The sequence below is a fragment of the Citrifermentans bemidjiense Bem genome, assembly GCF_000020725.1.
Lineage (GTDB): Bacteria > Desulfobacterota > Desulfuromonadia > Geobacterales > Geobacteraceae > Geomonas > Geomonas bemidjiensis.
Genome location: NC_011146.1, coordinates 43,443 through 70,290, shown reverse-complemented (window position 1 = coordinate 70,290; position 26,848 = coordinate 43,443). Strand labels below are relative to the sequence as shown.

At 61.3% G+C, this 26,848-nt stretch carries 23 protein-coding genes; 9 read left to right on the top strand and 14 right to left on the bottom strand.

Annotation, left to right across the window (positions count from 1 at the left end; genetic code table 11):
- Positions 1-36: 36 nt before the first annotated feature.
- From GBEM_RS00290 to ovoA, 3 genes are read right to left on the bottom strand one after another with little or no spacing between them, the layout of a single operon-like run.
- A complete protein-coding gene (locus tag GBEM_RS00290; protein WP_012528498.1) occupies positions 37-681 on the bottom strand; it encodes a DUF6448 family protein in 645 nt (214 codons plus the stop codon).
- Positions 682-704: 23 nt separating this feature from the next.
- Positions 705-1,862 (bottom strand): MalY/PatB family protein, encoded by a 1,158-nt coding sequence (locus tag GBEM_RS00285; RefSeq protein ID WP_012528497.1) that lies wholly within the window; start codon positions 1,860-1,862, stop codon positions 705-707.
- Positions 1,859-3,964 carry a 5-histidylcysteine sulfoxide synthase gene (gene ovoA / locus GBEM_RS00280; RefSeq protein ID WP_012528496.1) on the bottom strand — a complete coding sequence of 702 codons (2,106 nt, stop codon included), beginning with the start codon at positions 3,962-3,964 and terminating at the stop codon, positions 1,859-1,861. Before ovoA ends, GBEM_RS00285 begins: the two co-directional genes overlap by 4 nt.
- Positions 3,965-4,277: 313 nt before the next feature.
- Between ovoA and GBEM_RS00275 the strand changes: the two genes are divergently transcribed.
- Positions 4,278-5,204 (top strand): M28 family peptidase, encoded by a 927-nt coding sequence (locus GBEM_RS00275; protein WP_148212878.1) that lies wholly within the window; start codon positions 4,278-4,280, stop codon positions 5,202-5,204.
- A 173-nt stretch (positions 5,205-5,377) separates the two neighbouring features.
- On the opposite strand, the gene GBEM_RS00270 is transcribed toward GBEM_RS00275, so the two are convergent.
- From GBEM_RS00270 to GBEM_RS00260, 3 genes are all read right to left on the bottom strand, one after another.
- The gene (locus GBEM_RS00270; RefSeq protein WP_012528494.1) at positions 5,378-6,379 is read right to left on the bottom strand and encodes an OmpA family protein; all 1,002 of its coding nucleotides are present in this window, start codon (positions 6,377-6,379) and stop codon (positions 5,378-5,380) included.
- Positions 6,380-6,654: 275 nt separating this feature from the next.
- Entirely contained in the window at positions 6,655-9,819 is a 3,165-nt protein-coding gene (locus GBEM_RS00265; RefSeq protein WP_012528493.1) for a PAS domain S-box protein, read from the bottom strand.
- 242 nt (positions 9,820-10,061) lie between these two features.
- Entirely contained in the window at positions 10,062-10,241 is a 180-nt protein-coding gene (locus GBEM_RS00260) for a hypothetical protein (protein ID WP_148212877.1), read from the bottom strand.
- A gap of 155 nt (positions 10,242-10,396) precedes the next feature.
- Between GBEM_RS00260 and tdh the strand changes: the two genes are divergently transcribed.
- Positions 10,397-11,440 (top strand): L-threonine 3-dehydrogenase, encoded by a 1,044-nt coding sequence (tdh, locus tag GBEM_RS00255; protein WP_012528491.1) that lies wholly within the window; start codon positions 10,397-10,399, stop codon positions 11,438-11,440.
- 22 nt (positions 11,441-11,462) lie between these two features.
- Positions 11,463-12,653 (top strand): glycine C-acetyltransferase, encoded by a 1,191-nt coding sequence (locus GBEM_RS00250; RefSeq protein ID WP_012528490.1) that lies wholly within the window; start codon positions 11,463-11,465, stop codon positions 12,651-12,653.
- 204 nt (positions 12,654-12,857) lie between these two features.
- Here GBEM_RS00250 and GBEM_RS00245 read toward each other — a convergent pair whose 3' ends face one another.
- From GBEM_RS00245 to GBEM_RS00215, 7 genes are all read right to left on the bottom strand, one after another.
- Positions 12,858-13,052, bottom strand: a complete 195-nt coding sequence (locus tag GBEM_RS00245) for a hypothetical protein (RefSeq protein WP_012528489.1) — start codon at positions 13,050-13,052, stop codon at positions 12,858-12,860.
- A 16-nt stretch (positions 13,053-13,068) separates the two neighbouring features.
- A complete protein-coding gene (locus tag GBEM_RS00240) occupies positions 13,069-13,845 on the bottom strand; it encodes a UbiA family prenyltransferase (RefSeq protein ID WP_169308697.1) in 777 nt (258 codons plus the stop codon).
- A 38-nt stretch (positions 13,846-13,883) separates the two neighbouring features.
- Positions 13,884-14,789: a cytochrome c oxidase subunit II gene (gene coxB, locus GBEM_RS00235; RefSeq protein ID WP_012528487.1), complete on the bottom strand. Its 906-nt coding sequence runs from the start codon at positions 14,787-14,789 to the stop codon at positions 13,884-13,886.
- A 9-nt stretch (positions 14,790-14,798) separates the two neighbouring features.
- Positions 14,799-15,080: a cytochrome C oxidase subunit IV family protein gene (locus GBEM_RS00230; protein ID WP_012528486.1), complete on the bottom strand. Its 282-nt coding sequence runs from the start codon at positions 15,078-15,080 to the stop codon at positions 14,799-14,801.
- A gap of 116 nt (positions 15,081-15,196) precedes the next feature.
- Complete coding sequence (locus tag GBEM_RS00225; protein WP_012528485.1) at positions 15,197-15,796, bottom strand: cytochrome c oxidase subunit 3 family protein; 600 nt, start codon at positions 15,794-15,796, stop codon at positions 15,197-15,199.
- A complete protein-coding gene (ctaD, locus tag GBEM_RS00220; protein ID WP_012528484.1) occupies positions 15,793-17,412 on the bottom strand; it encodes a cytochrome c oxidase subunit I in 1,620 nt (539 codons plus the stop codon). The genes GBEM_RS00225 and ctaD overlap by 4 nt, the downstream gene beginning before the upstream one ends.
- 63 nt (positions 17,413-17,475) lie before the next feature.
- A complete protein-coding gene (locus tag GBEM_RS00215) occupies positions 17,476-18,276 on the bottom strand; it encodes an SCO family protein (RefSeq protein WP_226373905.1) in 801 nt (266 codons plus the stop codon).
- Between the two features lie 297 nt (positions 18,277-18,573).
- Between GBEM_RS00215 and GBEM_RS00210 the strand changes: the two genes are divergently transcribed.
- The 6 genes from GBEM_RS00210 (at position 18,574) to GBEM_RS00185 (ending at position 24,786) form a co-directional block, all read left to right on the top strand.
- A complete protein-coding gene (locus GBEM_RS00210) occupies positions 18,574-18,762 on the top strand; it encodes a hypothetical protein (protein WP_012528482.1) in 189 nt (62 codons plus the stop codon).
- A 187-nt stretch (positions 18,763-18,949) separates the two neighbouring features.
- Positions 18,950-20,497, top strand: coding sequence for a bacteriohemerythrin (locus GBEM_RS00205; RefSeq protein WP_012528481.1), 1,548 nt, complete (start codon positions 18,950-18,952; stop codon positions 20,495-20,497).
- Between the two features lie 211 nt (positions 20,498-20,708).
- Complete coding sequence (hemH, locus tag GBEM_RS00200) at positions 20,709-21,662, top strand: ferrochelatase (protein ID WP_012528480.1); 954 nt, start codon at positions 20,709-20,711, stop codon at positions 21,660-21,662.
- A complete protein-coding gene (locus GBEM_RS00195) occupies positions 21,662-21,841 on the top strand; it encodes a hypothetical protein (protein ID WP_012528479.1) in 180 nt (59 codons plus the stop codon). The genes hemH and GBEM_RS00195 overlap by 1 nt, the downstream gene beginning before the upstream one ends.
- Positions 21,842-21,988: 147 nt before the next feature.
- Positions 21,989-22,807: an AAA family ATPase gene (locus GBEM_RS00190; protein ID WP_012528478.1), complete on the top strand. Its 819-nt coding sequence runs from the start codon at positions 21,989-21,991 to the stop codon at positions 22,805-22,807.
- A gap of 29 nt (positions 22,808-22,836) precedes the next feature.
- Positions 22,837-24,786 (top strand): TraB/GumN family protein, encoded by a 1,950-nt coding sequence (locus tag GBEM_RS00185; RefSeq protein WP_012528477.1) that lies wholly within the window; start codon positions 22,837-22,839, stop codon positions 24,784-24,786.
- A 132-nt stretch (positions 24,787-24,918) separates the two neighbouring features.
- Here the strand turns inward: GBEM_RS00185 and selB are convergent, their stop codons facing one another.
- Positions 24,919-26,829: a selenocysteine-specific translation elongation factor gene (gene selB / locus GBEM_RS00180; RefSeq protein ID WP_012528476.1), complete on the bottom strand. Its 1,911-nt coding sequence runs from the start codon at positions 26,827-26,829 to the stop codon at positions 24,919-24,921.
- Between the last annotated feature and the right edge of the window lie 19 nt (positions 26,830-26,848).

Genomic DNA, 26,848 nt, shown 5'->3' with positions numbered 1-26,848 from the left:
ACTTCTGTTTTCATACTAACTGACTCTTTCTGCCCGTCAGTGCTTGTCGGCGCCGTGATCTGCATGGCCGCCGTGCTCCTTGGCCGGTTCCTTATGTTCGCCATGAGCACCTTTACCGGTAGCATCCATGTGAAGCTTTTCCACGTAGTGCGTGAACTCCACATACGCCTCTACGAACTCACGCCCCTGGGCAACGCTTTCATCCTTGTGCTTGTAGGCGGCAGCGGCACGCTCGTAACGCTTGTTTATGCCCGCCGTGACATCGTCGGTAACCAGTTTTACCAGTGCATCAGCCGAACCGCCGGCCAAGGCCTTGTCTGCTTCGGCTACCGCAGGTTCCACCTCTCCGGCTGGTTTCAATCCCGTGAAGGGAGCACCTTCGCCGGCACGATGAATCTTCACCAGGGTTGCGAAAAATTTATGGTGGGCAGTTTCAGCATTAGCTCCTTTCGCGGCAAGTGCCTTGTTGAATGCCGCTTTGACCGCCTTTTCATCTTTCGCTTTCACCCATTTGAGAACAGGGGTGATGTCCTTCGCCTCCAACGCCTTGTGTGCATCCTGGATTACGGGGCCATCGAGCGTGTCGCAATGGGCTGCAGCATTACGTGGCGCTCCAAAGGTAACCGCCACGATTGCGGCGATCCCTGCCAGTGTGATCTTAAATATATCTGTCCTTTTCATACGATATCTCCTGTGTGGTCGTGTCAGTTTCCCGTACGCGCCTCCAGCGCCACCCGCATGCGCCGCAGCGCCTCGACCAGGAGGTCGCGGCGACAGCCGAAATTGAGCCTCACGTAGCAAGGGAGCCCGAAGTCTGCCCCACCGGAAAGGCCCACCCCCGCCTCCTCGAAGAAAGTTACCGGGTCCTCGATCCCGGTCTGGCGCAGGTCGATCCAGGAAAGATAGGTCGCCTCCACCGGCGCCACGGTCAGCCCCGGCATCCGCGCCACTTCCCGCGCGACCAAGTCGCGGTTGCCGCGCAGGTAGGCGATCAGTTCCTGCCGCCACTCTTCCCCGTGCCGATAAGCGGCCTCGGCAGCCGTGTATCCCAGGAGGTTCACGTGGGGGACGATCCTTCCCATCGCTTTCTTGAAGGCGCGGCGCAGCGTGTCGTCGGAGATGACGGCGAACGAACAGCCGAGCCCCGGAACGTTGAAAGTCTTGCTGGGTGCAAGGAGCGTGATGGTGCGCGCGCTTATCTCGGGGGAGAGGGTGGCAAGAGGGATATGCCGCACCCCTTCTTCCAGCACCAGGCCGGCATGGATCTCGTCGCTGCAGATCACCAGGTCGTGCCTTTGCGCGAACTGCGCCAGTTGCGTCAGCTCCTCGCGGCTCCAGACGCGCCCGACCGGGTTGTGCGGGCTGCAAAGCAAAAGTAGCTTCGTGGCGGGGGTTACCGCGCGCTCCAGGTCCTCAAGGCTGAAACCCCAGCGCCCCTCTTCGCATCGAAGCGGCACCTTTATGGCATTTCGCCCGGACAAAGGGGGCGCGGACATGAAGGGGGGATAGACCGGGGTGAGGGTGATGACGTCGTCACCCGCCGCACCTACCGCCCGGCAGGAGACATTGAGCCCGGTCACCAGACCGGGAAGCCAGACGATCCACTCCTTCGCCACCTGCCAGCCGAACTCGTCCCTAAGCGACTGGAGCACCGCCTCGACGAGGCTCTCGGAAGGGGCGGTGTAGCCGAAGACGCCGTGGCTCACCCGCTCGTGTAGCGCATCGATGACGGCGGGGGGGGAGCGGAAATCCATGTCCGCCACCCAGAGGGGAATGATGTCGCGGTCGCGGTACTTGTCCCACTTTTCGCTGGAGGTGCCGCGCCGGTCGATGATCTCGTCGAAGTCGAACTTTTTGGTCATTTAAGCTCCCATACCGTCAGTTGCGCGATGCTGTACTGGAACTTGCGGCGCGTCTCCCTGATCACGAACGGGATCTCGCGCGGAGCACCGAGCGGCGTGAAGTATGGCAAAAGTTCCCGCGATAGTCCATCTATAGTCCACACCGGTTCTCCCGCTTCCCGGTAACCTCCCAACCACTCGTCCTTTTTCGTGTATTCCTCAAGCCAGGTATAGGGGGACGCGATCACCAGGAGCCCGCCGGGGTTGAGCCTTTCGCGTATCGCCGCCAGGAAGCGGCGCGGCGAATATAGCCGGTCGATCAGGTTCGCAGCCAGTACCAGGTCGTAGCCGGTGAACTTGTCGGGGAGGTTGCAGGCGTCCGCCTGGAAAAACTCGACCCGCTCCCTGACCTCCTTAAGCCCCAGATCCGCCAGCTCCAGCTCGTTGAAGGAAACCACCTCCCCCTCCTCCGGCAGCGCATAGCGGAGAAATCCCTCATCCTGCATCCTCGCGGCCAGGCGGAAGAAGCGGCTCGAAAAATCGAGCCCAGTCACCTGGTCAAAGCCCCGGGCAAGCTCGAAGCTGGCCCGCCCGACGGCGCACCCCAGGTCGAGCGCATGCCCCCGGGAGCGCCCGCGGGTCAACTCAAGGCAGATCTCCGCGCAGGCCCTGGGGAAGTTGGGGACTCCGAAATGCTCGGGTCCGTAGTGCGCATCGCAATACTGCGCGGCAAGCGCGTCCGTCTCGTACGGGTCCTCGTGGATCTCGACAGGATGCGCGCTTTCGACGTAGCGGAAACCGGCGTGCTGGAAGAAGTGCCTCCTGAAGGCGTAGCGTGAATCGCGGGTCGCTTCGTTGCCGGTCGAGATCCAGGAGCCCCCCTTGATCAGGTTGTGCCGCGTGTCGAAGGTGGGGGTCGAGAAGTCGTCGTACCAGGGATGGACCCGGAAGCCGTGGAAGGGATAGATGGGAGTCTCCGTCCACTGCCAGACGTTGCCGATGAGGTCGAAGAAATCGCCGAAGGCGAATCGGCCCACCGGGCAGGAGGAAGCCCAGTATTCGAGGTTTATGTTGCCCGGCGCCCGGCTCCATCCGGGCTGGTCCGGCACCCCCGCCAGGTCGCGCAGGTGGTACCACTCATCCTCGGTCGGGAGCCTGATCGATTTGCCGCTTTTAGCGGAGAGCCAGTTGCAGAACGCCTTCGCCTCCAGATAATTCACCTCGACCGGCCAGTTCCACGGAAGATCGATGATCTCCAGCATGGTTCTGAGCCCCCACCCCCATTCGCGCTCCACCCAGAAAAGAGGATGCTCCGCCTGCTTAAAGCTGCGCCAGTTCCACCCCTCCTCCGTCCACCACCCCCGCTCCCTGTACCCCCCGGCCTTGACGAAGGCTAGGTACTCGCGGTTCGAGACCAGGAACTTCGAGGCGGAGAAAGCCTCGACCTTCGCCTCGCGGCTTCCGTACTCGTTGTCCCAGCCGTAGAGGGGATGCCCTTCATCTTTCCCAAGCCTCACCCTCCCGGCGGCAACCGGCAGCAGTTCGTTTGCCGCGGGCTCGCCGGACTCCCGGCAGATTTCCCAGAAATCGTGGCGCCGCACCTGGTCCAGGGGAAGCTGGCGGATCAGCACCGACGAGGTCTCCAGGTGGATCCGCTCGTGCTCGATCCCCATCATGATGGCCCAGAAGGGATGTTCCCAGGTGATGGGGAGGGTAAGCGGCAGCGTCTTGATCAGGCCGTCCACCAGGTCGCGCACCTGGTCCCGGTAACGCTTCACCTCGCCGGGGGTGGGCCAGTCGTAATGAGACTCGTTCAGGTCGTCCCAGGACATTTCGTCCACGCCGACGGCGAAGAGCGATTCGAAGCGGGGATTCACGCGCCGGTCTATGACCCGGGCGATGATGAGCTTGTTGATGAAGAAGGTAGCCGTATGGCCGTAGTAGAAGATGAGCGGATGCCGGAGGTGGTCCCCCTTAAGATAGAAGGTCGATTCGTCCTTCAGGGTCTCATAGAGCCGCTCGTCGATGGTGAAGGTGGCATGGAAGTAATCCAGTATCTCGGACCTTTTCTGTTCGGGGTCCCCTTCTGTCAGTATTACTGAATGTGTTTTTCTCAGATCCATAATAACGCTCACTATTTCCTTTTGTTAATGTCATCAACAGTTGCCGATATACTGGCTTTAGTACCTGCTGTTACAGGCGCTATGTCAGTATGATCAGACTATACCAGGAAATTTTCGCACTGCTGCTTAAGCTCTGACGATACCGTTGGCTGGAACTGCGGCAGTTGACAACCCGTTGCTGGATTTTATCTTTAGCTGGTCTGCGCGACGTCTACGCAGGCGAGGGGGATATATGGCATACAAGAAATTTCCGGCCCTTTGTGCCGGGGGGTGCGCGCTATTTTTGGCGCTTATCGCTATTGCGGGAGGTTCCATGGTCATATTGCCTGGGGAGTCCTACCGGGGGGCGCTCCCGCCCTTGGAACGGGAGGAGTTGCAGCTACGCGATAGGCTGCGCCAACACGTCGTTCAACTTTCCGGCACCATCGGAGAGCGCAACGTGGCGCATTACGACTCCCTGGTCAAATCCGCCGAGTACGTGAAAGCCGAGCTGCGCAAGGCCGGGCTTTCGGTAAGCGAGCAGCCGTTCGCGGCGGACGGAAAGGTGGTAGCGAATCTGGAAGTAGAGATGAAGGGGACGACGGAGGCCCAGGAGATCGTCGTCATCGGCGCGCATTACGACTCGGCTCCTGGAACTCCCGGCGCCGACGACAACGCTTCGGGAGTCGCGGCGCTGCTGGAACTGGCGAGGCAGTGCACCAACCTGCGTCCCGCCCGCACCGTTCGCTTCGTCGCCTTCGTTAACGAGGAGGCCCCCTATTTCCAGGGGGAGGAGATGGGGAGCGTGGTCTACGCCCAGCGGGCCAAGGAGCGGCGCGAGAAGATCGTGGGGATGGTGTCGCTGGAGACCATAGGTTACTACGCGGACCAGCCCGGGAGCCAGCGCTACCCCGCGCCGCTGAGCCATTTTTATCCCGACACCGGCAACTTCATCGGCTTCGTCAGCAATTGGAATTCGCAGTCGCTGCTGCGCCAGGCGATCGGCGCCTTTCGCAGGGGGGGCGTCAAGTTCCCCTCCGAGGGGGTGGCGGCTCCGGCAGGAATACCGGGGATCGGCTGGTCGGACCAGTGGTCTTTCTGGCAGCAAGGGTACCCGGCGCTGATGGTCACCGACACCGCCCCTTTCCGCTACCCCCACTACCACGAGCCCTCAGACACTCCCGACAGGATCGACTACGGCCGGATGACGCGGGTGGTGCAGGGACTCGGAAAGGTGGTCGAGGAACTGGCGGGCAAGTGAGCAGCGGGTAAACGAGTGCGACTAAAAAAGGCGCCCTCCGAACTTCGGGGGGCGCCTTTTTCTTGGATCTAATCCCCCCTCCCGCCTTCGCGGACCGAAGCGCTACGGCGCGCAGGCCCGTCAAGGGAGGGGGAGAGCTGGAAGATGCTGGTACCAGACTAGAATCCGACTATTTAGTCGCAATGGAAGTTCGACTCGATGCGGCGGTTCTTCTGCTTTCCTGCAGCGGTCTTGTTGTCGGCCGCCGGCTTGGTCGGGCCGTAGCCCACCGCCTTCACGCGCTCGGGTGCGATGCCGAACTTGTCGACCAGGTATTTTCTGACACTGTCGGCACGACGCTGAGAAAGCTTCATGTTGGCGGCCTTGTCGCCGACGCTGTCGGTGTGACCCTCGATGGTCCCGGTGGCGTTCGGGAACTCCTTCAGGAAGTCCGCCAGGGCCTTAAGCTCATCATGGTACTGAGGCTTGATGTCGGACTTGTTGGTGTCGAAATGGACGTTGAGCACCGCCGGCTTGCACAGTTTGACCGGCGGCACCGGGACAGGGACCGGGGGAGCTGTCACCGCCACCTTGGCATCGCTTCTTGCCGCGCCGCCGGGGCCTGTGCAGACGAGGGTGTAGAGGATATCGTCCTTCGGCGTGATGGTGAGAGTACCGGCGGTCTGGACCGGCCCGATACCCGGCTCGATGGCGCAGGTGTTGGCGTTGGCGGAAGTCCAGCTGAGCGTGGCGGTCTCACCCTTGGTCACGGAAGCCGGTTCGACCAGCAGCGTGTCGGTAGGAGCCTTGGGCGCAGGCGGTGGCGGTGGCGGCGGAGCGACCACCGGCTTGGGAGCGGGCTCGGCCGGTCTCGGCGGGCAGAGCGCTTTGGCCTTCGCCGTCGCCTCTTTCGCCAGGGCGGCCCCCTCCTCGGTGTGGCAGGCCCGGAAGACGTCGTAGGCGTTGTTCTTCGCCGCCTCGGCCTCCCTGAATTGATCAGGACAGAGGGCGGCTTTCCCGTCGGCGCGCGCAGCCTCGATGGCGCGGTCGGCCTCCTGCATCTCGTAGCGGATCCAGTAGCCCGGGATGTTTCCGCGGCCGTTGTTTACTTCGTAGTGTGCACATCCGGACAAGGTCCCCACCGAGCCCAGCGCTAACAGCAGTAAAGCTTTCCCAACTAGCTTCTCCCGTTTCATCTTCGCCTCCTTGTGCATTAAATTCAGTGCCGGCATTGCATTGAGCCGACAGAGCCTGGACGATAATCGCCTTGTCCCGCGTAACCTTGCGAAGTTCAGATGCAAAAAAGTTACAACAGCGACAGTGCATGTCTACATCAAGGATGAATTAATTATTCTTAAACATCACAAATGGGCAGACAGTAACTGCGGCAGGGGCGATTGCAAACAGATCCATTGGCGGGGATAGTTGAGAGTGTTGGGCCGGCAGAGTAAGGAAATGTGTCGAACAAGCTTCAGGAAATAGCCTTGTCTATGACAGACAGGAACTTCTCCGAGGTGAAAGGCTTGGGAAGGAAACTCACCTGCTGATGCTGCCTGGGGTTATGCACCTTCACATCGAAGGTATAGCCGGAGATGTAGAGTACCGGGAGCCCCGGCTGAAGGAGTGCCAGGCGCTCGTACAGCTCGGGTCCGCTCATCTCCGGCATCACCACGTCGGTCACCAGCAGGTCCAGGGAGACGGCGCGCTCCCCTACCAGTTCCAGCGCGAGGGCCGGCGTTTCCGCGGTCAGGACATGGTGCCCCGAGGCCTGGAGGAGCTCCAGGGCCATCTCCCTGATGCTCTCGTTGTCGTCGACGACCAGGATGGTGGCCCGGCTGTCGCTTTGCTCGATTTTTGCCGCGCTCTCAGGCTCCGCCTGCTTCATTTTCGCCTTTGCCGCCTGCCTCGGGAAATAAAGGAGGAAGCTCGTGCCATTGCCTACCTGGCTCTCCACCTTGATCCAACCGTTATGCTGCTTCACGATCCCGTACACCGTCGCAAGGCCTAGCCCCGTTCCCTGCCCTACAGGTTTCGTGGTGTAGAAGGGCTCGAAGATGTGGCTCAGCACCTCTTCGCCCATGCCGCAGCCATTGTCGGTGAAAGAGAGCAGCACGTGCGGGCCGGGCTTGATGCCGGGGTTCATGCGGGAGAACTCGTCGTCTATGGTCACGTTACCGGTCTCTATCACGATGCTGCCGTTGCCGTTGATTGCGTCCTGGGCGTTGACGGCGAAATTGATCAGGATCTGCTCGATCTGCCCACGGTCGGCGAAGATCCGGGCGCCGCAATCTGTCAGGTTGGTCCTGATCTCGATGTTCGCCCTGATGGTACGCTGCATCAGGTCCAGAAGCGACGCGATCACCTCGTTCAGCTCCAGCACTTCCATGGTAAGCATCTGCTTGCGCCCGAAGGAGAGGAGCTTCTTGGTGAGGTCCGCCGCCTTGTGGGCCGAGACGAGGATGCCGTCGAGCTTCTTCCAGTTGGGGTCGTCGTGGGCAAAGCTCCGCTTGGCGATGTCGGCATAGACGAAGATGGGCGTGAGCAGGTTGTTGAAGTCGTGCGCAAGCCCCCCCGCCAGCTGCCCGATCGCCTCGATCTTCTGCATCTGGCGCATCTGCTCCTCTAGCTTTTGGCGGCTCTCCTCGCTGCGCATCTTGCCGATGGCGATGCTTGCCATGTGGGCCGCCGATTCGATCAGGGCAAGTTCCTCCTCCCTGGGGCTGCGGCAGCTCCGGTAATAGACGGCGAAGGTCCCTAAAACCTCCGCCTCGCGAGAGAGGACCGGCTCGGACCAGCAGGCGCGCAGGCCGGCGTCCAGCGCCAGCCTGAAATTCGTCCAGTAAGGATGGGTCTCGATGTCCTCGACCACCACGCGCTGTTTGGTGAAGGCGGCGGTGCCGCAAGAGCCCATGCCCTGTTCGATCCTGAGGCCGTTCACGGCCTGGTTGTAGAAGTCGGGAAGGCCCGGCGCGGCGCCATGGACCAGGTGGGTGCCCGAGTCGTCCACGAGTAGCACGGAGCAGAGCGCGCCGGGACTTTCCTGCTCCACGAAGCGGACTATGTCCCCCAAAAGCTCTTCGAGGTTGGAGCCTGTGGCCATCTGCTCCAGTATTTTCAGCCGCGCGTTCTCCCGCCGCTCGATGCGCTTGCGCCGGGAGATGTCACGCACCACGCTCAAGATGGCCGGTTGCTCGCCGAATTCGATCACCCGGCTGGAGACCTCGATCGGGACCGGCTCCCCCGCCCTGGTCTGGTGCATCGATTCGTACAGGGCCCGCCCGTCCCTTTGCGCAGCGGCAAGCCGTTTCGGCAGTTTCTCCCTCTGGCTTGGGTGATTGATCTCATAAAGGCTTACGTGCAGCAGCTCTTCGTGGCTGTACCCCATTTTGTCGCAGGCCGACTGGTTCGCCTCCAGTATCTTGAAGCCGAAGTCGTGGATATAGATGGCGTCGACGGTGTTGTCGAAAAGCTGCCGGAACCTCGCCTCGGACATCTGCAGCACTTTTTCCAGCCGCTTGCGCCGTTCGTTATTCAGGTAGAGGGTCAAAAGGCCCGTCAGCATCAGTACCGCTACGGCCAGCGCCAGCCAGAAGACGGTCTTGTTCACCGCATACACCGCGACCGGCTTGTTGATGGCCCGGGACCCGGCGGGAATCTTCCCCCGGTCTATGCCGAACCTGCGCATCACCGCATCGTCGAACATGGCCTCGGAGAGGTTCTGGTCTACGACGGCGATACTCTGCGCCTTCTCGCCGGCGATGATCCTGAGCGCCAGTTCCGCAGCTTTTCTCCCCTGGGTCTCCCCCTCCATCATGCGCCCGCCGACCACGCCTTTTCCCAGCTGGGCGGCGTGCACGGCATAAACGGGGACGGGGCTTGCGGATGACACCATTTGGGCTACCTGGCCTTGGGTGAAGGAGCGTCCCCCTTTCTCCACCGAGTAGGAAAGGAGCAGCACAAGGGTGTCCGGACGCAGCGCTTTCAACTGCTGCACCGCGATCTCGAGCGGGAGGTTCGGGAGGAAGCGTAGACGGACCCCCGGGAACTGCACATGGTGTTGGGAAAGTTCATGCGCCATGGCGAGCCCGGTGTCGGTATAGTCGTGGACCACCATCACCTGCCGGGTTCCGGGATGCAGGGAGAGCGCCGTCTCCAGCGTGCCGACCATGTCATGGTGTTCGGCGACGCCAGTCAGGTTCTTGCGACCCGCTATCATCCGCGGGTTGTAGTCGTTGATGCCGCAAAAAACCAGCGGCGTCCCCGGGAAGAGGCGGTCACGGTAGCGCAGGGCGAACTCGAAAGCCGCGTTGTCCATCGCGATCACCACCTGGAAACGGCTGGCGCTGTATTTCGCCGCAAGGAGGTCGGCCAGCTGGGGGAAGTGCTTTTTGGCGGGGAATTTCTTGGTGTCGAGGTGCTCGATCAAGAACTCCATTTGGGGGAGCCTGCGGGTCAGGGTCTCCCGCAACCCGCGCATCTCGTCGTCGGACCATTCATAACCGTCATTGTAGGAATTGAGCACCAGGACGTGCGGCCTGGAAGCCGCCTGCAGCTGCGAGTCGCCGATAAAAAGCAGCCCAAACAACACCAGCAGGAAGATCAAAGCCGCGCTGATTTTACGGGGAACAGCAAGCATTTCTACCTCAGGAACCTATCCTGGAAAGTGTGCGGACCTTTTGAGGCTGGTTCTCGAATTATCGGTAAACCGGACAATTCCTTTAGTTATTAATGATGCAAGGAGTCAACTTAACAGCACTTAACGGCAGTTGACAATGAACAATTGACAACGAAATGCGCAATACGGACGGAAAAGGGGACAGGCTACTTTTTCCAATAAAAAAGTAGCCTGTCCCCCTTATCAGTTGTCCCCCTTATCAGTTACAGCGGCCGGGGGGTGCAGAGGTAACCTTCCTCGTCGGCCTTCGCCTGGCACCTGTTGCAGATGAACTTCGGTTTTGACGAATGCAGATCGATCTCCTCGATCCTCCCCTCGCGCTTCAACTGGCACATGTGCGCCTTATGCTCTGCCGGCTTCGGACACTCTTTATGCTCGCTCATTGGAATCTCCTTTATTTTTGCAGTGGATACCGTTATCATAGCACATCCGCAATGCCGCACCCATCCTTGCCTTGCGGCGTTTCCTTCCTTTACATGACCCGTTCCCCTGATAACATTAACGTAAAGTTACGTCACCCACATTAGAGGAGCAGGACATGCAGAAGACCATGCAGGCGCTGGTTAAAAAATACCCTAAGCCCGGGCTGTGGCTCGACGAAGTCCCGGTCCCGGAGGTAGGGATCAACGACGTGCTGATCAAGGTCCACAAGACCGCGGTCTGCGGCACCGATCTGCACATCTGGGACTGGAACGACTGGGCCCGTAAAACCATTCCGGTCCCCATGGTGGTAGGCCACGAATTCGTGGGGCGGGTGGCCGCCATGGGCAGCAACGTCGCCGACCTGAACATCGGGGACATCGTCTCCGGCGAGGGGCACATCGTCTGCGGCAGATGCCGCAACTGCCTGGCCGGCAGGCGCCACCTCTGCAAGGACACCAACGGGGTAGGGGTCAACCGCGCTGGCGCTTTCGCCGAGTACATCTGCATCCCGGTCACCAACGTCTGGCACGCCGACCCCACCATACCCATGGAAATCCTCGGGATCTTCGATCCCTTCGGCAACGCGACCCACACCACCCTGGCCTTTCCCATCCTGGGGGAGGACGTGCTCATCACCGGCGCCGGCCCCATCGGCATCATGGCGACGGCCATTGCCCGCCATGCCGGGGCGCGCTACATCGTGGTAACGGACCTGAACCAGTACCGTCTCGACTTGGCGAAGAAGATGGGGGCGACGGTGGCCCTCAACGTCAGGGAAGGGACCTTGGCACAGGTGCGGCAGCAGTTGGGGATGAAGGAGGGATTCGACGTGGGGCTGGAGATGTCCGGAAACGGCGACGCCTTCAAGGAGATGCTGGCCAACATGTGCCACGGCGGCAAGATCGCCATGCTGGGGCTTCCCTCGGGGGATCTCGCCGTCGATTGGAACCAGGTGATCTTCAACATGCTGACCATCAAAGGGATCTACGGCCGGGAGATGTACGAGACCTGGTACCTGATGCAGTCCCTGATCAAGATCGGGCTGGATCTCACGCCGGTCATCACGCACCGGATGCACTACACGGAGTTCGAAGAGGCGTTCCGGGTGATGAGCACCGGCAACGCCGGGAAGGTGATGCTCAACTGGGTCGAGGAGTGAAAATCACGCCAGGAGGCAAAGGATGTCCGAGAAGTTCGAGTGGATCAATGAGGAAATGGAGGCCCTGAAACAGCAGGGGCTGAAGACGCATATCCGCACCATCGGTTCGGCCTGCGGCCCCTGGATGGTGGTCGACGGCAAGAAGGTGCTCAATTTCTGCACCAACAACTACCTGGGGCTCGCCAACCACCCGCGGCTCAAGGAGGCGGCCCGGGCCGCGGTACAGATCTGGGGAGTGGGGCCGGCGGCGGTCAGAAGCATCGCCGGGACCCTGGAGTTGCACCGGTTGCTGGAGGAGCGGCTGGCCGCCTTCAAGGGGGTCGAGGACGCCCTCTACGTCCAGTCCGGGTTTTGCGCCAACCAGGCGGCCATCCCCTCCATGGTGGGGAAGGGGGACGTCATCTTCACCGACCGGCTGAACCACGCCAGCATCATCGACGGCTGCAGGCTTTCCTCCGCCCGGGTCGTGGTGTACGAGCACTGCGACGTAGAGGATTGCGAACGTGCCATCAAGGAGAACCTGGGGGAGTACCGGCGGGCCCTTTTGATCACCGACGGGGTCTTTTCCATGGACGGCGACATAGCCCCCTTGGACCGGCTCTTCGAGCTCTGCGAGCGCCACGGCATCATCACCATGGTGGACGACGCCCACGGCGAGGGGGTCCTTGGGCGCGGCGGGCGCGGCATCGTGGACCACTTCCAGCTGAACGGGAAGTTCGACCTGGAGATAGGGACCCTCTCCAAGGCCTTCGGCGTCATGGGCGGGGTCATTGCCGGGAGCAGCACGGTCATCGAGTGGATCCGGCAGAAGGCGCGCCCTTTCCTCTTTTCGAGCGCGGTAACCGCCGCCGACACGGCGGCGTGCCTCGCTGCGGTCGACCTGTTGGAGGAGGGGACCGAGCTGGTAGAGCGGCTCTGGGAAAACACGCGCTACTTCAAGGAGGGGATGCGGGGAGCTGGGTTCGACATCGGCGCCAGCGTCACTCCAATCACGCCGGTGATGATCGGGGACGCGACGCTCGCCCAAAATTTTTCGCGCATGCTCTTCGATTCCGACCCCGGAATCTTCGCCATGCCGATCGGCTACCCGACCGTCCCGCAAGGGAAGGCGCGCATCAGGGTCATGATCAGCGCCTCCCACTCCCGTGAAGATCTCGACCTTGGGCTGGACATCTTCACCCGGATCGGGAAGTCCGTGGGGGTCATCGGCTGACCTCAGCGGGTGTCTACCGAGCCGAACAGAAAGCCCCCTCCTCCCGGAAACCGATGGGAAAAAGAGGGGGCTTTTTTAGTCCCTGGTTCCCAATCTCCAGCTTGGGAACCCAATGCGGCGCAAAGCTCCAGCTTTGCATCCGGGAAAGCTGGAGCTTCGGCAGGGCCCTGCGTTCCCAAGGTGGACCTTGGGAACGAGATTAAGTTAGTTGTGCGCGCCCTTGATCGTCCTGGGGTTACAGAGCCGGCAGGGGTCGTTCGCCTGCATCTTGCACTTGTTGCAGAAGACGATGGGGTTTTCCTGGAACTTCTCCAGTTCCTCGGTCCTGCCGTCTTTTTTCAGCTTGCACATGTGATCCTTGTGTTTCAGCGGGGTCTCGCATTTTATCTTGTCGGCCATCTTAAGGCTCCTCCTGTCATTTAGCACCGAATATAGCAAGGGTGACCAGTAGCGGGTAGCAATGAAGCACCAAACCGGCGAAGGGTTCCCAACGCTTCCTGGACCAGAACAGGAGGGGTACCGGCAGCAGTATGGTGCAGATAAGGGGCGTGGCCCGGACGACGCCGAAGAGCGGAAGCATCAAGGTCCCGGCGACCATGGCCGCCATCCAGAGCCGGCAAAGCGGCGCGCAACCGTCGGCGCCGGCGGGAGGCGTGAAGACGGGGAAACCTGCGCGCCGATAGTCGTCGGCATGTTTTCGCTGCAACTGCCAGAAATGCGGCACCTGCCAGAGGTAAATGACCCCGGCCAGCAGGATGACCGGAAACTCCCCGATTCCCCCGCCGGCGGCGCTCCACCCGACCAGCGGCGCGCCGCACCCGCACAACCCTCCGACCAGAAGCGCCAGCGAACTGACCCGCTTCAGGGGGGTGTACAGCGCCAGGTACCAGAGGAGGGTGAAAAGAGAGACGGCGGCCGGAACCGTACCGGCCACGAGGGAAAGAAGGGCGGCGCCTGCCGAAAGCGCAGCGAGTCCCGCCAGGAGGGCGGCGGCCGGTGTGAGTTTTCCGGTGGGAAGAGGGCGGTCGCAGGTGCGCCGCATAAGCGCATCGAGGTCCCGCTCCATGACCTGGTTCAGCGCGGAGCCTGCCGCGGCCAAAAGCGCCACACCCAGGAAGACGGCCAAGAGGGTAGGGCGCTGGGCCGGAGAGGGGAAGAGCAGGTAACCCGCCGCCGCAGCGGCCCCGTTCATGAGCGCTAGCGGCAGCCGAAAAAGTCGCGCCAGTATTCTCACTTCAACCCCTTCAGGTACTCGATCACCGCCTTCAAATCCGCCTCAGGCATGGTGGAGGGGGGCATCACCGCGGGGTAGTCGTCCACGATGGCGGCCGCGGGATTGAGTATGGATTCGCGCAGGTAGACGTCATCAGCTGTGACCGTTTCCTCTTTCTTTTCCCTTTCGACCTTGACCTGGCTTCCGTAGAGCCCCTTGAAGGTGGGCCCGACTTTCCTGGTACCGTCCAGCGAGTGGCAGCCGAGGCAGCCGTATTTTTCCAAAAGCGCCTGTCCCTGAGCCGCGCCCCCTGCGGCTGTCTGCTGCAGCCAGGCGGCAAACTGCGCCGGGGGGAGGGCTTCGACCGTGGTGATCATGGCGGAGTGGCCGGTGCCGCAGTACTGCGAACAGAAGAGGTCGTAGGTGCCTGGGCTCGTCGCCACGAACCAGACGTGGTTCTTCATACCCGGGACCACGTCCCGCTTGATCTTGAAGGCGGGGACGTAGAAGCCGTGCACCACGTCCTTCGACTCAAGGTTCACCTGTACCGCCCTCCCTACCGGGACGTAGAGCTTGCCGCTTTGCTTGCCGTTGTCGTAGACGAAGTTCCAGGACCACATCCTCGCCTCGGCCTTAACCTGCATCGCGTTTTTCGGCACCGTCCTGAGCGACAGATAGCTAGTCCAGCCGTAGTAGAACATCCCCATCACCAGGATGGTGGGGAGGACGGTCCAGACCACCTCCAGAAGCGGACTCCCCGAGACCTGCGAGGTCGGCTCCGGGTTCTTGGAGCGGCGGTAGCGGACCACGAAATAAACCATGGTCGCGGTGATCCCCAAAAGCAGCACCAGGCAGGCGCCAAAGAGGAAGGTGAATACCGGGTCTACGGCTTGTTGCGTCGATGTAATTAGCTGATTTTCCACGATGCCCCTCTAACGGTAGAGTACGTCGAAAAAGGTGCCCCCGATGAATCCGGCCAGGGTGAAGAGGGCCACGAACAGGATGATGCGGAATAGCCGCGGCTCGTACTTCATGTGCATGAAGAAGGCGATCACCAGGCCGGACTTGACGCTGGCGATGGCGAGCGCCGCCCAGACCTTCCAGACCCCCAGCTCGAACCGTGTGACCATGATAGTGGCGGCGGTAAGGACCAGCAGCGCCACCCAGACCGCTGTCAGCTTCCCGTAACTCAGGATATGTTCCGTATGTTCCACGTTGTCTCCCAAAATCTAGATTAAGATTGAGATTAAGATTAAGTAAACCCAGTATTACTGCTTCCGTTTTACGCTGTTGCTTTTAGGTTTGTCTCAATCTCAATCTTTATCTGTTTCTAAAGAATCAAGTAGTAGAGCGGGAAGATGAAGATCCAGACCAAGTCAACCAGATGCCAGTACAGTGTCACGTTTTCCAGGGTGACGTTGTCAGCGCTGTTGAGCATTCCCTTTTGCACCATGACTGCTGTCCAGGTCATCAGGATCCCGCCGATGATGACATGGATCCCGTGCAGCCCGGTGGTGAGGTAGTACAGGCTGAAGAAGATCGATTCTCCCGGCGGCCCCGCGATCAGCTTGGGGGAGTTCGGATAGATGCCGTGATGGAATTTGGCGCTCCACTCCAGGTACTTGATGAACAAGAAGATGAGCGCGCAGCCGATGGTGCCGGAGAGAAGCCCCAAGGTGAGCTGCTTCGCCCCCCGCTTGATGGCGGTGACCGACATGGCGGCGAAGAGTGAGCTGGTCAGAAGCACCACCGTGTTGGTCGCGCCAAAGACCAGGTCCAGCTGGTGCCCCCCCAGGCCGAACTCCTTCGGGTACCGGGTCAGGTAGACCGAGTAGAGGATGAAGACCCCGCCAAAGAGAAGCATCTCTGTGAACAGGAACAACCACATGCCGAGCTTTGCACCAAAACTGTCCTTTTCCGCATGACTCATGGAATGCCTGCCCCCTTGAACTCGTACGGCCCGTGGGTCACCACCGGGTCCTCATCAAAATTTTCGGTGGGAGGAGGCGTCGCGATGCTCCACTCAAGCGTCGCGCCTCCCCAGGGGTTGCCGGTGAACGGCTCGCCCCTGAACAGGCCGCGCCAGAGGTTCCAGACCACTATGACGATTCCGGCCACCAGGATCCAGCTCCCGACGGTGGCGACGACGTTCAGCCGGGTGAATTCCGGGAGGTAGTCGTAATAACGCCTGGGCATCCCCTCCATCCCCAGCACCTGCATGGTGAAGTACATGACGTTGAAGCCTACGAACATGAGGATCCAGCCGACGATGGCGGGCTTTTCCTTATATCTGCGCCCGTAGTATTTGGGGAGCCAGTAATGCGCCGCCGCGAAGAAGGCGAAACCGGTGCCGCCGAACATGACGTAGCGGAAATGCCCGACCACGAAATGGGTGTCGTGCACGTGGATGTCGGTGGCGGCGGCGCCGAGGATCAGCCCGGACAAGCCGCCGATGGAGAAAAGCAGGATGAAGGAGAGCGCGAAGAGCATGGGGGCCTCAAGCGAGATGGAGCCCTTGTACATGGTGGAGACCCAGTTGAACACCTTGATGGCCGAGGGGATCGCCACGATGAAGGTCAGGAACGAGAAGACTAGTACGCCCAGGTCGCTCATCCCCGAGGTGTACATGTGGTGCCCCCAGACGGCGGAGCCGGCCGCGGCGATGGCGAGGCTGGAAAAGGCGATCATCTTGTAGCCGAAGATGGGCTTTCTGGAGAAGACCGGGATGATGTCCGAGATCACCCCCATGCCCGGCAGGATCATGATGTACACGGCGGGGTGCGAGTAGATCCAGAACATGTGCTGGTACATTACCGGGTCCCCGCCGCGGTTGGGGTCGAAAAGCCCGAGGCCCAGGATCCGCTCGGTCACCACCAATAGGAGCGTGATGGCGATGATCGGGGTGGCGAGCACCTGCACCCAGGCTGTCGCGTATAGGCTCCAGGTGAATAGCGGGATCCGGGTCCAGGTCATCCCCGGTGCGCGCATGCGGTGGATGGTGGTGATGAAGTTGATCCCGGTGAGGATGGAGGAAAAGCCGAGGACGAATACGCCGAAGACAGCCAGGGAGACGTTGGTGCTGGTCCTGGCGCTGAAGGGGACGTAGAAGGTCCACCCGGTGTCGGGCGCGCCTCCGCCTGTGAAGAGGGAAACCAGCACGATGACGGCGCCGATGGCGTAGAGCCACCAGGATAAAAGATTCACCCTGGGAAAGGCGACGTCGCGGGCGCCCAACTGGATGGGGAGCACCAGGTTGCCGAAGGAGGCCGGTATCCCCGGGATGATGAAGAGAAAGATCATCACCACCCCGTGCACCGTAAAGAGGGCGTTGTAGGTCTGGGCGGTGACGATGGTCGGGCCGGGCGCGATCAGCTCCAGCCGGATCAGGAACCCGAGGACGACCCCGACCAGGAAGAAGCTCAGTACGCAGTAGAGGTACATCATCCCTATCCGCTTGTGGTCGGTTGAGAAGATCCAGGAGCCTATCCCGCTCCTCCTGGTATCCCGCCAGAAACCGCCCTGCGCCATTGCCGTATCTTGACTCATTTTCCCTCCGAACGAACCGGCACCCTGTCACAGGCGCCAGTGATCTTGTCGCTGTTATTCCCTTTACTGCCCTTTACCCGCCGGCGGTTTTTTGCCTCCGAAAACGAGGAAGACGGCGAATGCGAGCACGCAGGCGATGATCACCGTGGCGCTCACCCGCAACAGGTTGAATTCGTAGCTTTTGCTCTTGGGATCGAAGCTGAAGCAGTAACTCACCATCTTGCTGATGGTGGCGCCGACCCTCCCCTGGCGAGCCTCGATCAGGGCAAGGGTGACGTCCTTGGCCAGGAATTGGGTGCCGTAGAGGTAACGGACGATCATGCCGTCGCCAGCCACCACGAAGCTCGCCACTGGATGCACGAAATCGTTCCCCTGGCGCCGGAACTGGAATCCGGCCGCATCGGTGAGCTTGTGGATGCTCGCCGCGTCGCCGGTCAGGAAGGTCCAGTTGCCGGCGGGGAATTTCCCGCGCATCACCGTCTCGTACATCCGCTTGGAGCGTGCCGCCCGCTCCGGCGTCTCGCGCTCGTCGAAGCTCAACGACAGGACCCGGTAGTCCTTTCCCGGGACCAGCTTGATCTCCGGGAGCACCCTGGCCAAACCTTCCTGCATATAGTTGCAAACGTTGGTGCATGAATAATAGACGGGAAGGATGATGGTTGGCCCGGTGATGAGTTCCGACAGGCGCCGTTCGCGCCCCGTCTCGTCCCGGAAGGTCAAATCGAGAGGTATACGGCCGCCCAGCCTCTCGGTGAGCCCGAGCGGTTGGGCATTGGCGCCGGCGGAGGAAAAGGAGCTAAGCGGCTGGGGCCCTTCCACATGCGCCGCTGCGGTGCCCCAAAAAAGCAGCACCAAAACCGGCACCCACGCTCCCCACCGCCTTATGAAACCCATGTGTCATCCCGCCTTGCCAAGATCATTAAAAGACAAGTGCTCATTGTAATGGAAAGTTGCAGCATGTCCATTGCAGGAGCAAAAAATGCAGACCTGCGCTGGGAGCATAGCTACGGGTTTGCTCCGTCGAAAGAGGGAAGATGTGCCGGCCAAATTATTAAGCTTGACTTAATAATCATATACATTAGACTGTCCCAATCTCATTCCTCATATGGCAATCTAGCCTGTGGGCGGCGACCCCGCCCTTTCGGCGACAAGGAGGCCGGCATGAAGAATTACCGCGGTAAATTGGTCATGGCTGCAATCATCCTCTCCTGTGGATTGGTGATGCAGGCCGAGCATTCGGAACAGGTCCAACTGAAGCAGGATACAAATGAAATCCGCACAAGCCCACAGGACAGCCAAGCAGGGACCAACCGCAGTACGGTCGCACACAACGTAGACAGCTCCCGGTAACAGCCGGCAACGGCCCAAGATTCCAGCGCACGCCCCGCGGCCCTCGACAGTCGCGGGGCGGGTTGCCCCTCCCATCCGTAATCCTCTCCGGTTTTCTCCATATAGTTTCACTAATTGCTCAAGTTTTAAATTACGCGAGACGATAAACGACTGTGAATCTTAAATGCCAAGATCTACAGGAGATCGTATGTCCTTATTCTCTCGCGTCTTAACGATCAACTTCATTGCTGTCGCAGCCACGATTGGCGCTGCCGTTGCCTTCGGCAGCGGGGTTGGTCTGTTCGCCGTCGGCGCCGTGATAATCCTCCTATGCGCCGTAGCCTGCGGCCTGTCGTCACGTGGGGAAACCAAGGCGCTGGAGGAAATGGCCATCGCGCTGGAAAGCGCCGCGGCGGGCAACCTTTCCTACCGGGTGACCGCCGCCGGCAACGGCGAGATAGGACGCATAGGGTCCGCATTCAACACCATGATGGGCGACTGGAACAAGACCATGCACCAGTTCTTCACCGTCACCGATCTGGTACGCGATTCCGTCGCCCTGGTGAGCGCGACGAACGACGCCATGGCTGCCGCGGCCGAGGACGTCGCGCTGCAGGCCTCCACCATAGCTACCGCCAGTGAAGAAATGTCCGCCACCTCCGGCGACATTGCGCGCAACTGCCTCTACGCCGCCGAGAACGCCCACAGGGCCACCGAGGAGACCACCTCCGGCGCCGAGATCGTCAGCAACAGCGCAAGGCTCATGGAGAACATCGCCCAGCGCGTCATGGCCACCTCCAGTTCCGTCGCAGGGTTGGGCGAGCGTTCCGACCAGATCGGCGCCATAGCCGGGACCATCGAGGACATCGCCGACCAGACGAACCTTTTGGCCCTGAACGCGGCCATCGAGGCCGCCCGCGCCGGCGAGACCGGCCGCGGCTTCGCCGTCGTCGCCGACGAAGTGCGCGCCCTGGCGGAGCGGACCACCCGCGCCACCAAGGAGATCGACGCCATGATCAAGTCGATCCAGACCGAGACCAGAGCCGCCGTCGGCTCCATGGGAGAAGGGGTCGAGCAGGTGAACCAGGGAACCGCCGAAACCTGCCGCTCCGGCGAGGCGCTGAACGGCATCCTCAAGATGATCAACGACCTGACCATGCAGCTCTCCCAGATCGCCACCGCGGCGGAGGAGCAGACGGCTACCACCCACGAGATCACCAGCAACATCCAGATGATTACCAGCGTGGTCAACAGCAACGTGGAAAGCGCCCGCGACACCAGGGCCGCCACCGGCAAGCTGGTCCAGCAGGTGGACGAACTGCACCAATTGGTGTCGCACTTCCAGCTCTCCGACGCCATGGTCTGGGACCAGAGTTTCGCCACCAACATCGGCACGTTCGACGATCAGCACAAGAAGCTCTTCGCCATGGTGAACGAACTGAACCAGGCCATGCAGCACAAGCGGAGCAAGGAAGCGATCGGCTCGGTCTTGAACCGCCTGATCGAATACACCGGCAGCCACTTCGCCGCCGAGGAAGAGGCCTTCCGCAAGAGCGGCTATCCCGAGGAAGAGGCCCACGTCAGGGCGCACCGGGACCTGGTGCAGCAGGTTGTGGCGCTGCAGCAGAAATTCAACGCCGGCGAGACCCTCCTTACCCACGACGTCATCGAATTCCTGCAGAACTGGCTGGTCAAGCACATAAAGGGGACCGACGTCCGCTACACCTCCCACCTGACCAAGGCCGGAGTCCGCTAATCCGGCGGCTAAGCAAAAAGGGGGACAGGCTACTTTATTTTTCGAAAAAGTAGCCTGTCCCCTTTTTTTGTTTCCTGCCGGTATTCCTCCAGCCACCCCAATGAATTTAAGGAGTTCTCCTAATCGTCTTTTTCTGCTATTAAAAGGGGGACAGGCTACTTTATTTTTTTAAAAAGTAGCCTGTCCCCTTTTCCCAACTGCCGAGGTCGCTATGTCATCAAAAACAGCACTCCTTCTGCTCCAGATGGGAGGCCCTGACTCCCTGGACGCCGTGCACCCCTTCCTTATGAATCTGTTCACGGACCGGGACATCATCAAAATCGGGCCCGCTTTCCTGCAGCCGTTCATCGCCCGGCGCATCGTCAATAAGCGCGCGCCCAAGGTGGAGGAGTATTACCGGCAGATCGGCGGCAAGTCCCCGATCCGCGAACTGACCGAGGCACAGGGAGAGGGGCTGCAGCAGCTATTGGGGGAGGATTTCCGCTCCTTCGTGGCCATGCGCTATTCCCGCCCCTCAACCATCGACGCGCTGGCGGCGATCAAGCGCGCAGGAATTGAGCGAGTGATCGCGCTGTCGCTCTACCCGCACTACTCTAAGGCGACTACCGGATCGAGCCTCAACGAGCTTAAGCGCGTGCTGAAGGAGTCGGGGGCGAAGTTCGAGATCAGCTACATCGACCGCTTCTACAACCATCCGCTCTACATCAAGGCCTTGTCGGAGAAGGTGGTGCAGGGGCTGGCCTCGTTCCCCGACCGCAAGGACGTGGAGATCGTATTCTCCGCCCACTCGCTCCCCCAGTCCTTCATCGAAGAAGGGGATCCGTACCTGGACCACATCCAGGAGACGGTGCGCCTGGTCATGGAGCAGGTGGGGGAGGGGAGCCACACCCTCTGCTTCCAGTCCAAGGCGAGCCGGGTCAAGTGGCTGGAGCCTTCCACCGAGGCGACCATCGAGCAGATGGCCAAGGCCGGGAAAAAGAACCTCCTGATGGTCCCGCTTTCATTTGTTTCCGACCACATCGAGACCCTGTACGAGATCGACATCCAGTACGGCGAGGAAGCGAAGGCGCTCGGCATCGAGCGTTTCGTGCGGAGCGAGTCGCTTAACTCCTCGCCGCTCTTCCTGGAGTGCCTGGCGGACCTGGTGAAAACGGCGGCGAAGTGATGAAAACCTGCAGCATCTGCAAGAAAGAGTACGATGAGAACGAGCCAGACACGCTGTACGGCGAAGCGGGGGAATGGCTGGCGGAAGAGCTTTTTAAGGATGCCGGCGAGTTGTGCCGCAGCTGCCGCGAGAACCGCGCCCGGCTGGTCATGATGTACGGTCACGACGTGAACACCTGAAACCCTGAAACCATTGGCAAGGAGAACATCTGAGGACATCTGAGAAAAACCAAGGAGAGAACCCTTAGAGGTTTGGGTTTCTCCCGCCTTTGCTCAGATTTCCTCAGATTGCCTCCTTGCCAACGGTTTTCGTTTTTGGAGCCTTACATGGAACGCATCACTTTGGACGGCATCAACCTCACCCTTGCCAACCCCATCGAGCTGCCGCTGCGCTGGGTGGGGGACGAGGAACTTTTAAAACAACTCCTGGCCGCGTGGATGGTGATCGACGAACGGGACATCCCTTTCAACCCCCGCCTGATCGGCAAGCCCGGCGTGGGGAAAACCACCCTCGCCTATGCCGCCGCAAAACGACTGGAACGCAAGGTCTACCTCTTCCAGGCCACCATGGACACGCGCCCCGAGGACCTGATCGTGACGCCGGTGATCGGACCGGAAGGGTCCATCCAGTACGCGGCTTCTTCCCTAGTCTCCGCCATGATCAGCGGCGGCGTGCTCATCCTCGACGAGGGGAACCGCATGAGCGAGAAGGCGTGGGCTTCCCTCGCGCCGCTTCTGGACGACCGCCGCTACGTCGAATCGATCATCACCGGCTTGCGCATCACCGCCCATCCGGACTTTAGGATCGTGGTGACGATGAACGAGGACTCCTCCACCTTCGAAGTCCCTGAGTACATCCATTCCAGGCTGCAGCCGCAGCTCTTCATCGATTTTCCCGAGGCGGACGAGGAGCTGGCCATCCTGAAGGAAAACCTCCCTTTCGCCGGAAGCTCCATCCTCAATTACGTCGTGCAGTTCCTGCAGCGCGGGCACGCCTCCGACGAGCCCTATTCGGTGCGGGACGGCATCAACATCGCGCGCTACGCGCTGAAGATGATGGCAGCCACGGAAAAGGATCCGCGTGAGTTGCTGCCGCTTGCGGTGGAGAGGATCCTCGGCGAAGAGGCACTCCGCTACCTCAAGTAACTTCTGGAGTTTTACCACCAACTATTCCTATGCCCGAACGCTTGCATCTCGAAAATTTCGGCAACGTCCACGCCCTCCCCATCCTGCACTACCGGATGGAGTTCGCCCACCTGGTGCGGGAGGCGTATGAGGTTCTGAAACCGGACTGCATCGCCATCGAGCTCCCCAGGACCCTGGAACCGCAGTTCCTGCGCGCCGTCGCGCGCCTCCCCGAGATTTCCGTCCTCGCCTACCACGTCGCCGGCCAATCCGCCTTTCTCCTCGTCGAACCCGCCGACCCTCTCATCGAGGGGGCGCGGCTCGCGCTCAAGCACCGCATCCCGCTGCACCTGGTCGACATCGACCTGGACAGCTACCCGTCCCACGACGAGCAGCTTCCCGACTCCTACGCGGTGCAGCGCATCGGGCTGGAACCGTTCTACCGGGAGGTGGAAAAGCTGTACCGCGACCTGGAGCCTTGCGAGGAGGACCTGCGCCGCGAGCTCGGCATGGCCCACAGGCTGCAGCAGCTCTCGGCGCAGCACCAAAGGGTTCTTTTCATCTGCGGCATGTCGCACCTGGTGCGGATCCGGGAAAACTTCGGGCGGCCTCTGGCGCAGCCTCTTACCCGCACCCACCGCGAAGGGATCGCCATCTTCAACCTGCACCCGGAATGCTGCCACGAGGTCCTGGCCGAATATCCCTTTCTTTCCTCCCTCTACGAAACCAGGCGATCGCCGCTCCCCCCCGAACCCGCGCAGGCGGCCTCCTTGCGTAAAAGCTTCAACGCCTTCGAGCTGATCCTGGGAGGGAAGCAGTCGATCCCCGAGGAGCAGGCGCTCTTGGAGTCGATCCAGCGCAGCGCCCACCGCATAGGGGACGAAGGGGAGATGCCGGACCGCCAGAAGATCATGCTGCGGCTCTTCCTGGAGGCGGCGCGCCACTACCGCCAGGAGACCGGGGACAAGGTCCACTACTGGCAGAAGCGGGCCTTCTTCCGTTTCGCCAGGAACTACGCACTCCTGTCGCAGATGCTCCTTCCCGACCTGTACCAGATGCTCGCCGCCGCCCGGGGGTGCCTCGACGACAACTTCGCCTACGCCTTCTTCCGGCTGGCCGCGCACTACCCCTGGCAGCGCGAACAAAGCGATATCCCAACCCTGAGGCTTTCCGCGGCCGAGCTTTCGGCGGGGACCCGCAGGATACGCTTTCGCCCCCGGGAACAGGTACGCGGCAAGGGGCGCTCCGGCATCAAGATGACGAACCGGCGCAAGGAAAAGCGCCCCGGCGACTGGCTGGAGGGGTTCGACGACCCGTACATCTGCTCCTATCCCCCCGAGGACTTGAGCATCGAGGAATACGGAAGGAACCTGAAGCGGATCGGGGCGCGGCAGCTGAGCGAGGAGGCGAGCCGGACCGAACCTTTCTCGGCGTCCCTTCTGGACGGGATCGACATGCGCGAGACCATCAGGAACCTGCACGAAGGGAAGATCTACGTAAAGGAGAACAAGCGGTTAAAGAGCGGGGTAGGGTGCGTGGTGGTGGTCTTCGACGAGGACCGGGAGGACGCAGGGTATCCGTACTGCATGACCTGGCTCGGCGAGCACGAACAGGAATCGGACATGGCTTTTTATGCCACTCCTCCCACGGATAATATCGTCGGTCCCGGCATTTCCCGCTGCGAGTACGGCGGGTTCCTGTTAAGCTACCCGCCGCGCCGGATGCACGACGTCTGGCAGGACCCGGATTACCGCGGCGCCTTGGGGAAGGGTGAAGTGCTGTTGATGGCGGCGCTGGATTATTCGTTGGAGAAGGACGTGGTATATGCTGCGGCGAAGCCGCCGAGGAGCTATCTGAAGCAGCAGGCGGCGCGTCTGGGGAAGAGGATCATCTATCTGCCGCTGGGGAGCCTCTCGCCGGTGGCGCTCAAAAGGCTCCGGGCGTTTCACATCCTCTACGGCAAGGACAAGCGGGACATCGCCAAGGACTATATCTGGTAAAACCTTAAAACCATTAACAAGGAGAACGTCTGAGGACTTCTGAGAAAAGCGAGGAGAGAACCTCCAGGTAGTGGTTCTCTCCCGCCTTGCTCAGATTTCCTCAGATTTGCTCCTTGTTAACGGTTTTGCTTTTCATCCCTTCCGCAATATCCTCTTATCCCCCATCCTGATGGTGAGCTTCTCGCTGTCGAAGTATTCCAGAAGCGGAATCATGAACTTACGGCTGAGGCCCGTGACCTCGCGGAATTCCGGGGGAGTGATCTCGCCTTTTTCCTTCAACCGCGCCACGAGCTTCTCGCGCAACTCGGCCACGGCCCCTGGGGCATAGAAGATGTCCCCCTTGATCTTCGCCACCCTCCCTTCGCGGGTGAGCAGGTTCGCATGATCTAACACCTGCTTCTCGCTGCAGCCCAGCATGTCGCAGAGCTCCTTCAGGGTGGGAGGCTCGCACCATCCCTTTTTCAGCGCCTCCTCCAGCGCCGCCTGGACGCTCGCCTGGTCCTGGGTCACGCCTGCCTTGCGCCCGGGGAGCTTGACCAGATCGCGGTCGGAAAGGGCCTGTCCGTCCTTCTCCATGCTGGCCAAAAGCGGGCCGAAGAAACGTGGGTCGCTCCGCTTCGGTATCCGGGATTTGAGCTCTTCCTTCCCAATCCCCTCTTGCATCGGGTTCTCTTCCAGGTAGTCGTGCAGTTCGCCGGACAGCTTCTGCTTCAATTGGGCGAAAGCGTCCTTGCCCAGGAAGATGCGAGGCTCCTTCACCACCTGAATCGCCGCGCCGCTGGAGAGAAGGGGCGCCAAGGCGGCCTCGATCCGCTTTGCGGACATGCCGGAGCGGTTCACCATCTCCTGCACCGAAATCCCTGAGAGAAGCGACGACTCCACCAAGAGGCGAATCCTCTCCTGGTCGGCCCCGGATTCCGCCGCAGCCAAGAGTTCCAGCGCCTCGACGGAGCGCCTGCGCCTTCTCGGCGGGGCAGGGTCGAGCACCGTGCCCCCCCCGAGGGTCGCCTGGGGCGAATAAGTGCGGAGCACGAACGGGTCGCCCGGCAGCAACAGCACCGGCCTGGAGAGGCGCAACTGCACGTAGGCGCTCTCGCCGGGCTGCAGCGCGCCCCGGTCGAAGAGGATGATCTTGGCGGGCACCTCGTAGGTCGCCGAATGGAGCCTGACGGTGGCGCGGTGCTTCAGCTCCTTCCCCGCGGAGGCAAGGTAGTTGAGCCGAACGTCGACGGCGCTGGTCGGCTGGTAGAGCCCCTTGGGGACGACGACATCGCCGCGCTCAACATCCGTGTGGTCAACCCCCTGCAGGTTGACCGCAAGCCTCTCCCCCGCTCCCCCCTTCTCGACTTTGGAGCCGAAGGACTGCACGCCGCGCACGCGGCAGGCGATGCCGGAAGGAAGTATCTCGACCTCGTCCCCGACCGATACCGCGCCGGAGAGAAGGGTCCCGGTGACGACGGTACCGAAGCCGGTCACGGTGAAGACGCGGTCGACCGGGAGCCGAAAGGGGGAATCGACCCGCTTCTGCTCGATCTCTCCCGCCATCCGGGTCAGCTCGGCCTTCAGCGCCTCGATGCCATCGCCGGTCCGGGAAGAAACTGCGACGATGGGCGCGCCCGCCAGAAAGCTCTCGGCCAGATACTCGCGCACTTCCTCGGTCACCAGGTCGAGCCAGTCCGGCTCCACCGTGTCCTTTTTGCTGAGGACGACGATGCCGCGCTTAACCCCCAAGAGCTGGCAGATCTCGAGGTGCTCGCGGGTTTGGGGCATGATCCCCTCGTCGGCGGCGATGACCAGGAGCACCAGGTCCATCCCCCCCACGCCGGCGACCATGGTGCGCACGAACCTCTCGTGCCCCGGCACGTCGACGATGCCAAAGCGCAGGTCTCCCGGCAGCTCCAGGTGCGCGAACCCGAGCTCGATGGTGATGCCGCGGGCCTTTTCCTCCTTGAGCCGGTCGGTATCCACACCGGTCAGCGCCTTCACCAGGGAGGTCTTGCCATGGTCTATGTGTCCGGCAGTGCCGAGAATAAGATGCTTCATCGTTCGTTGCTCCAAGAGA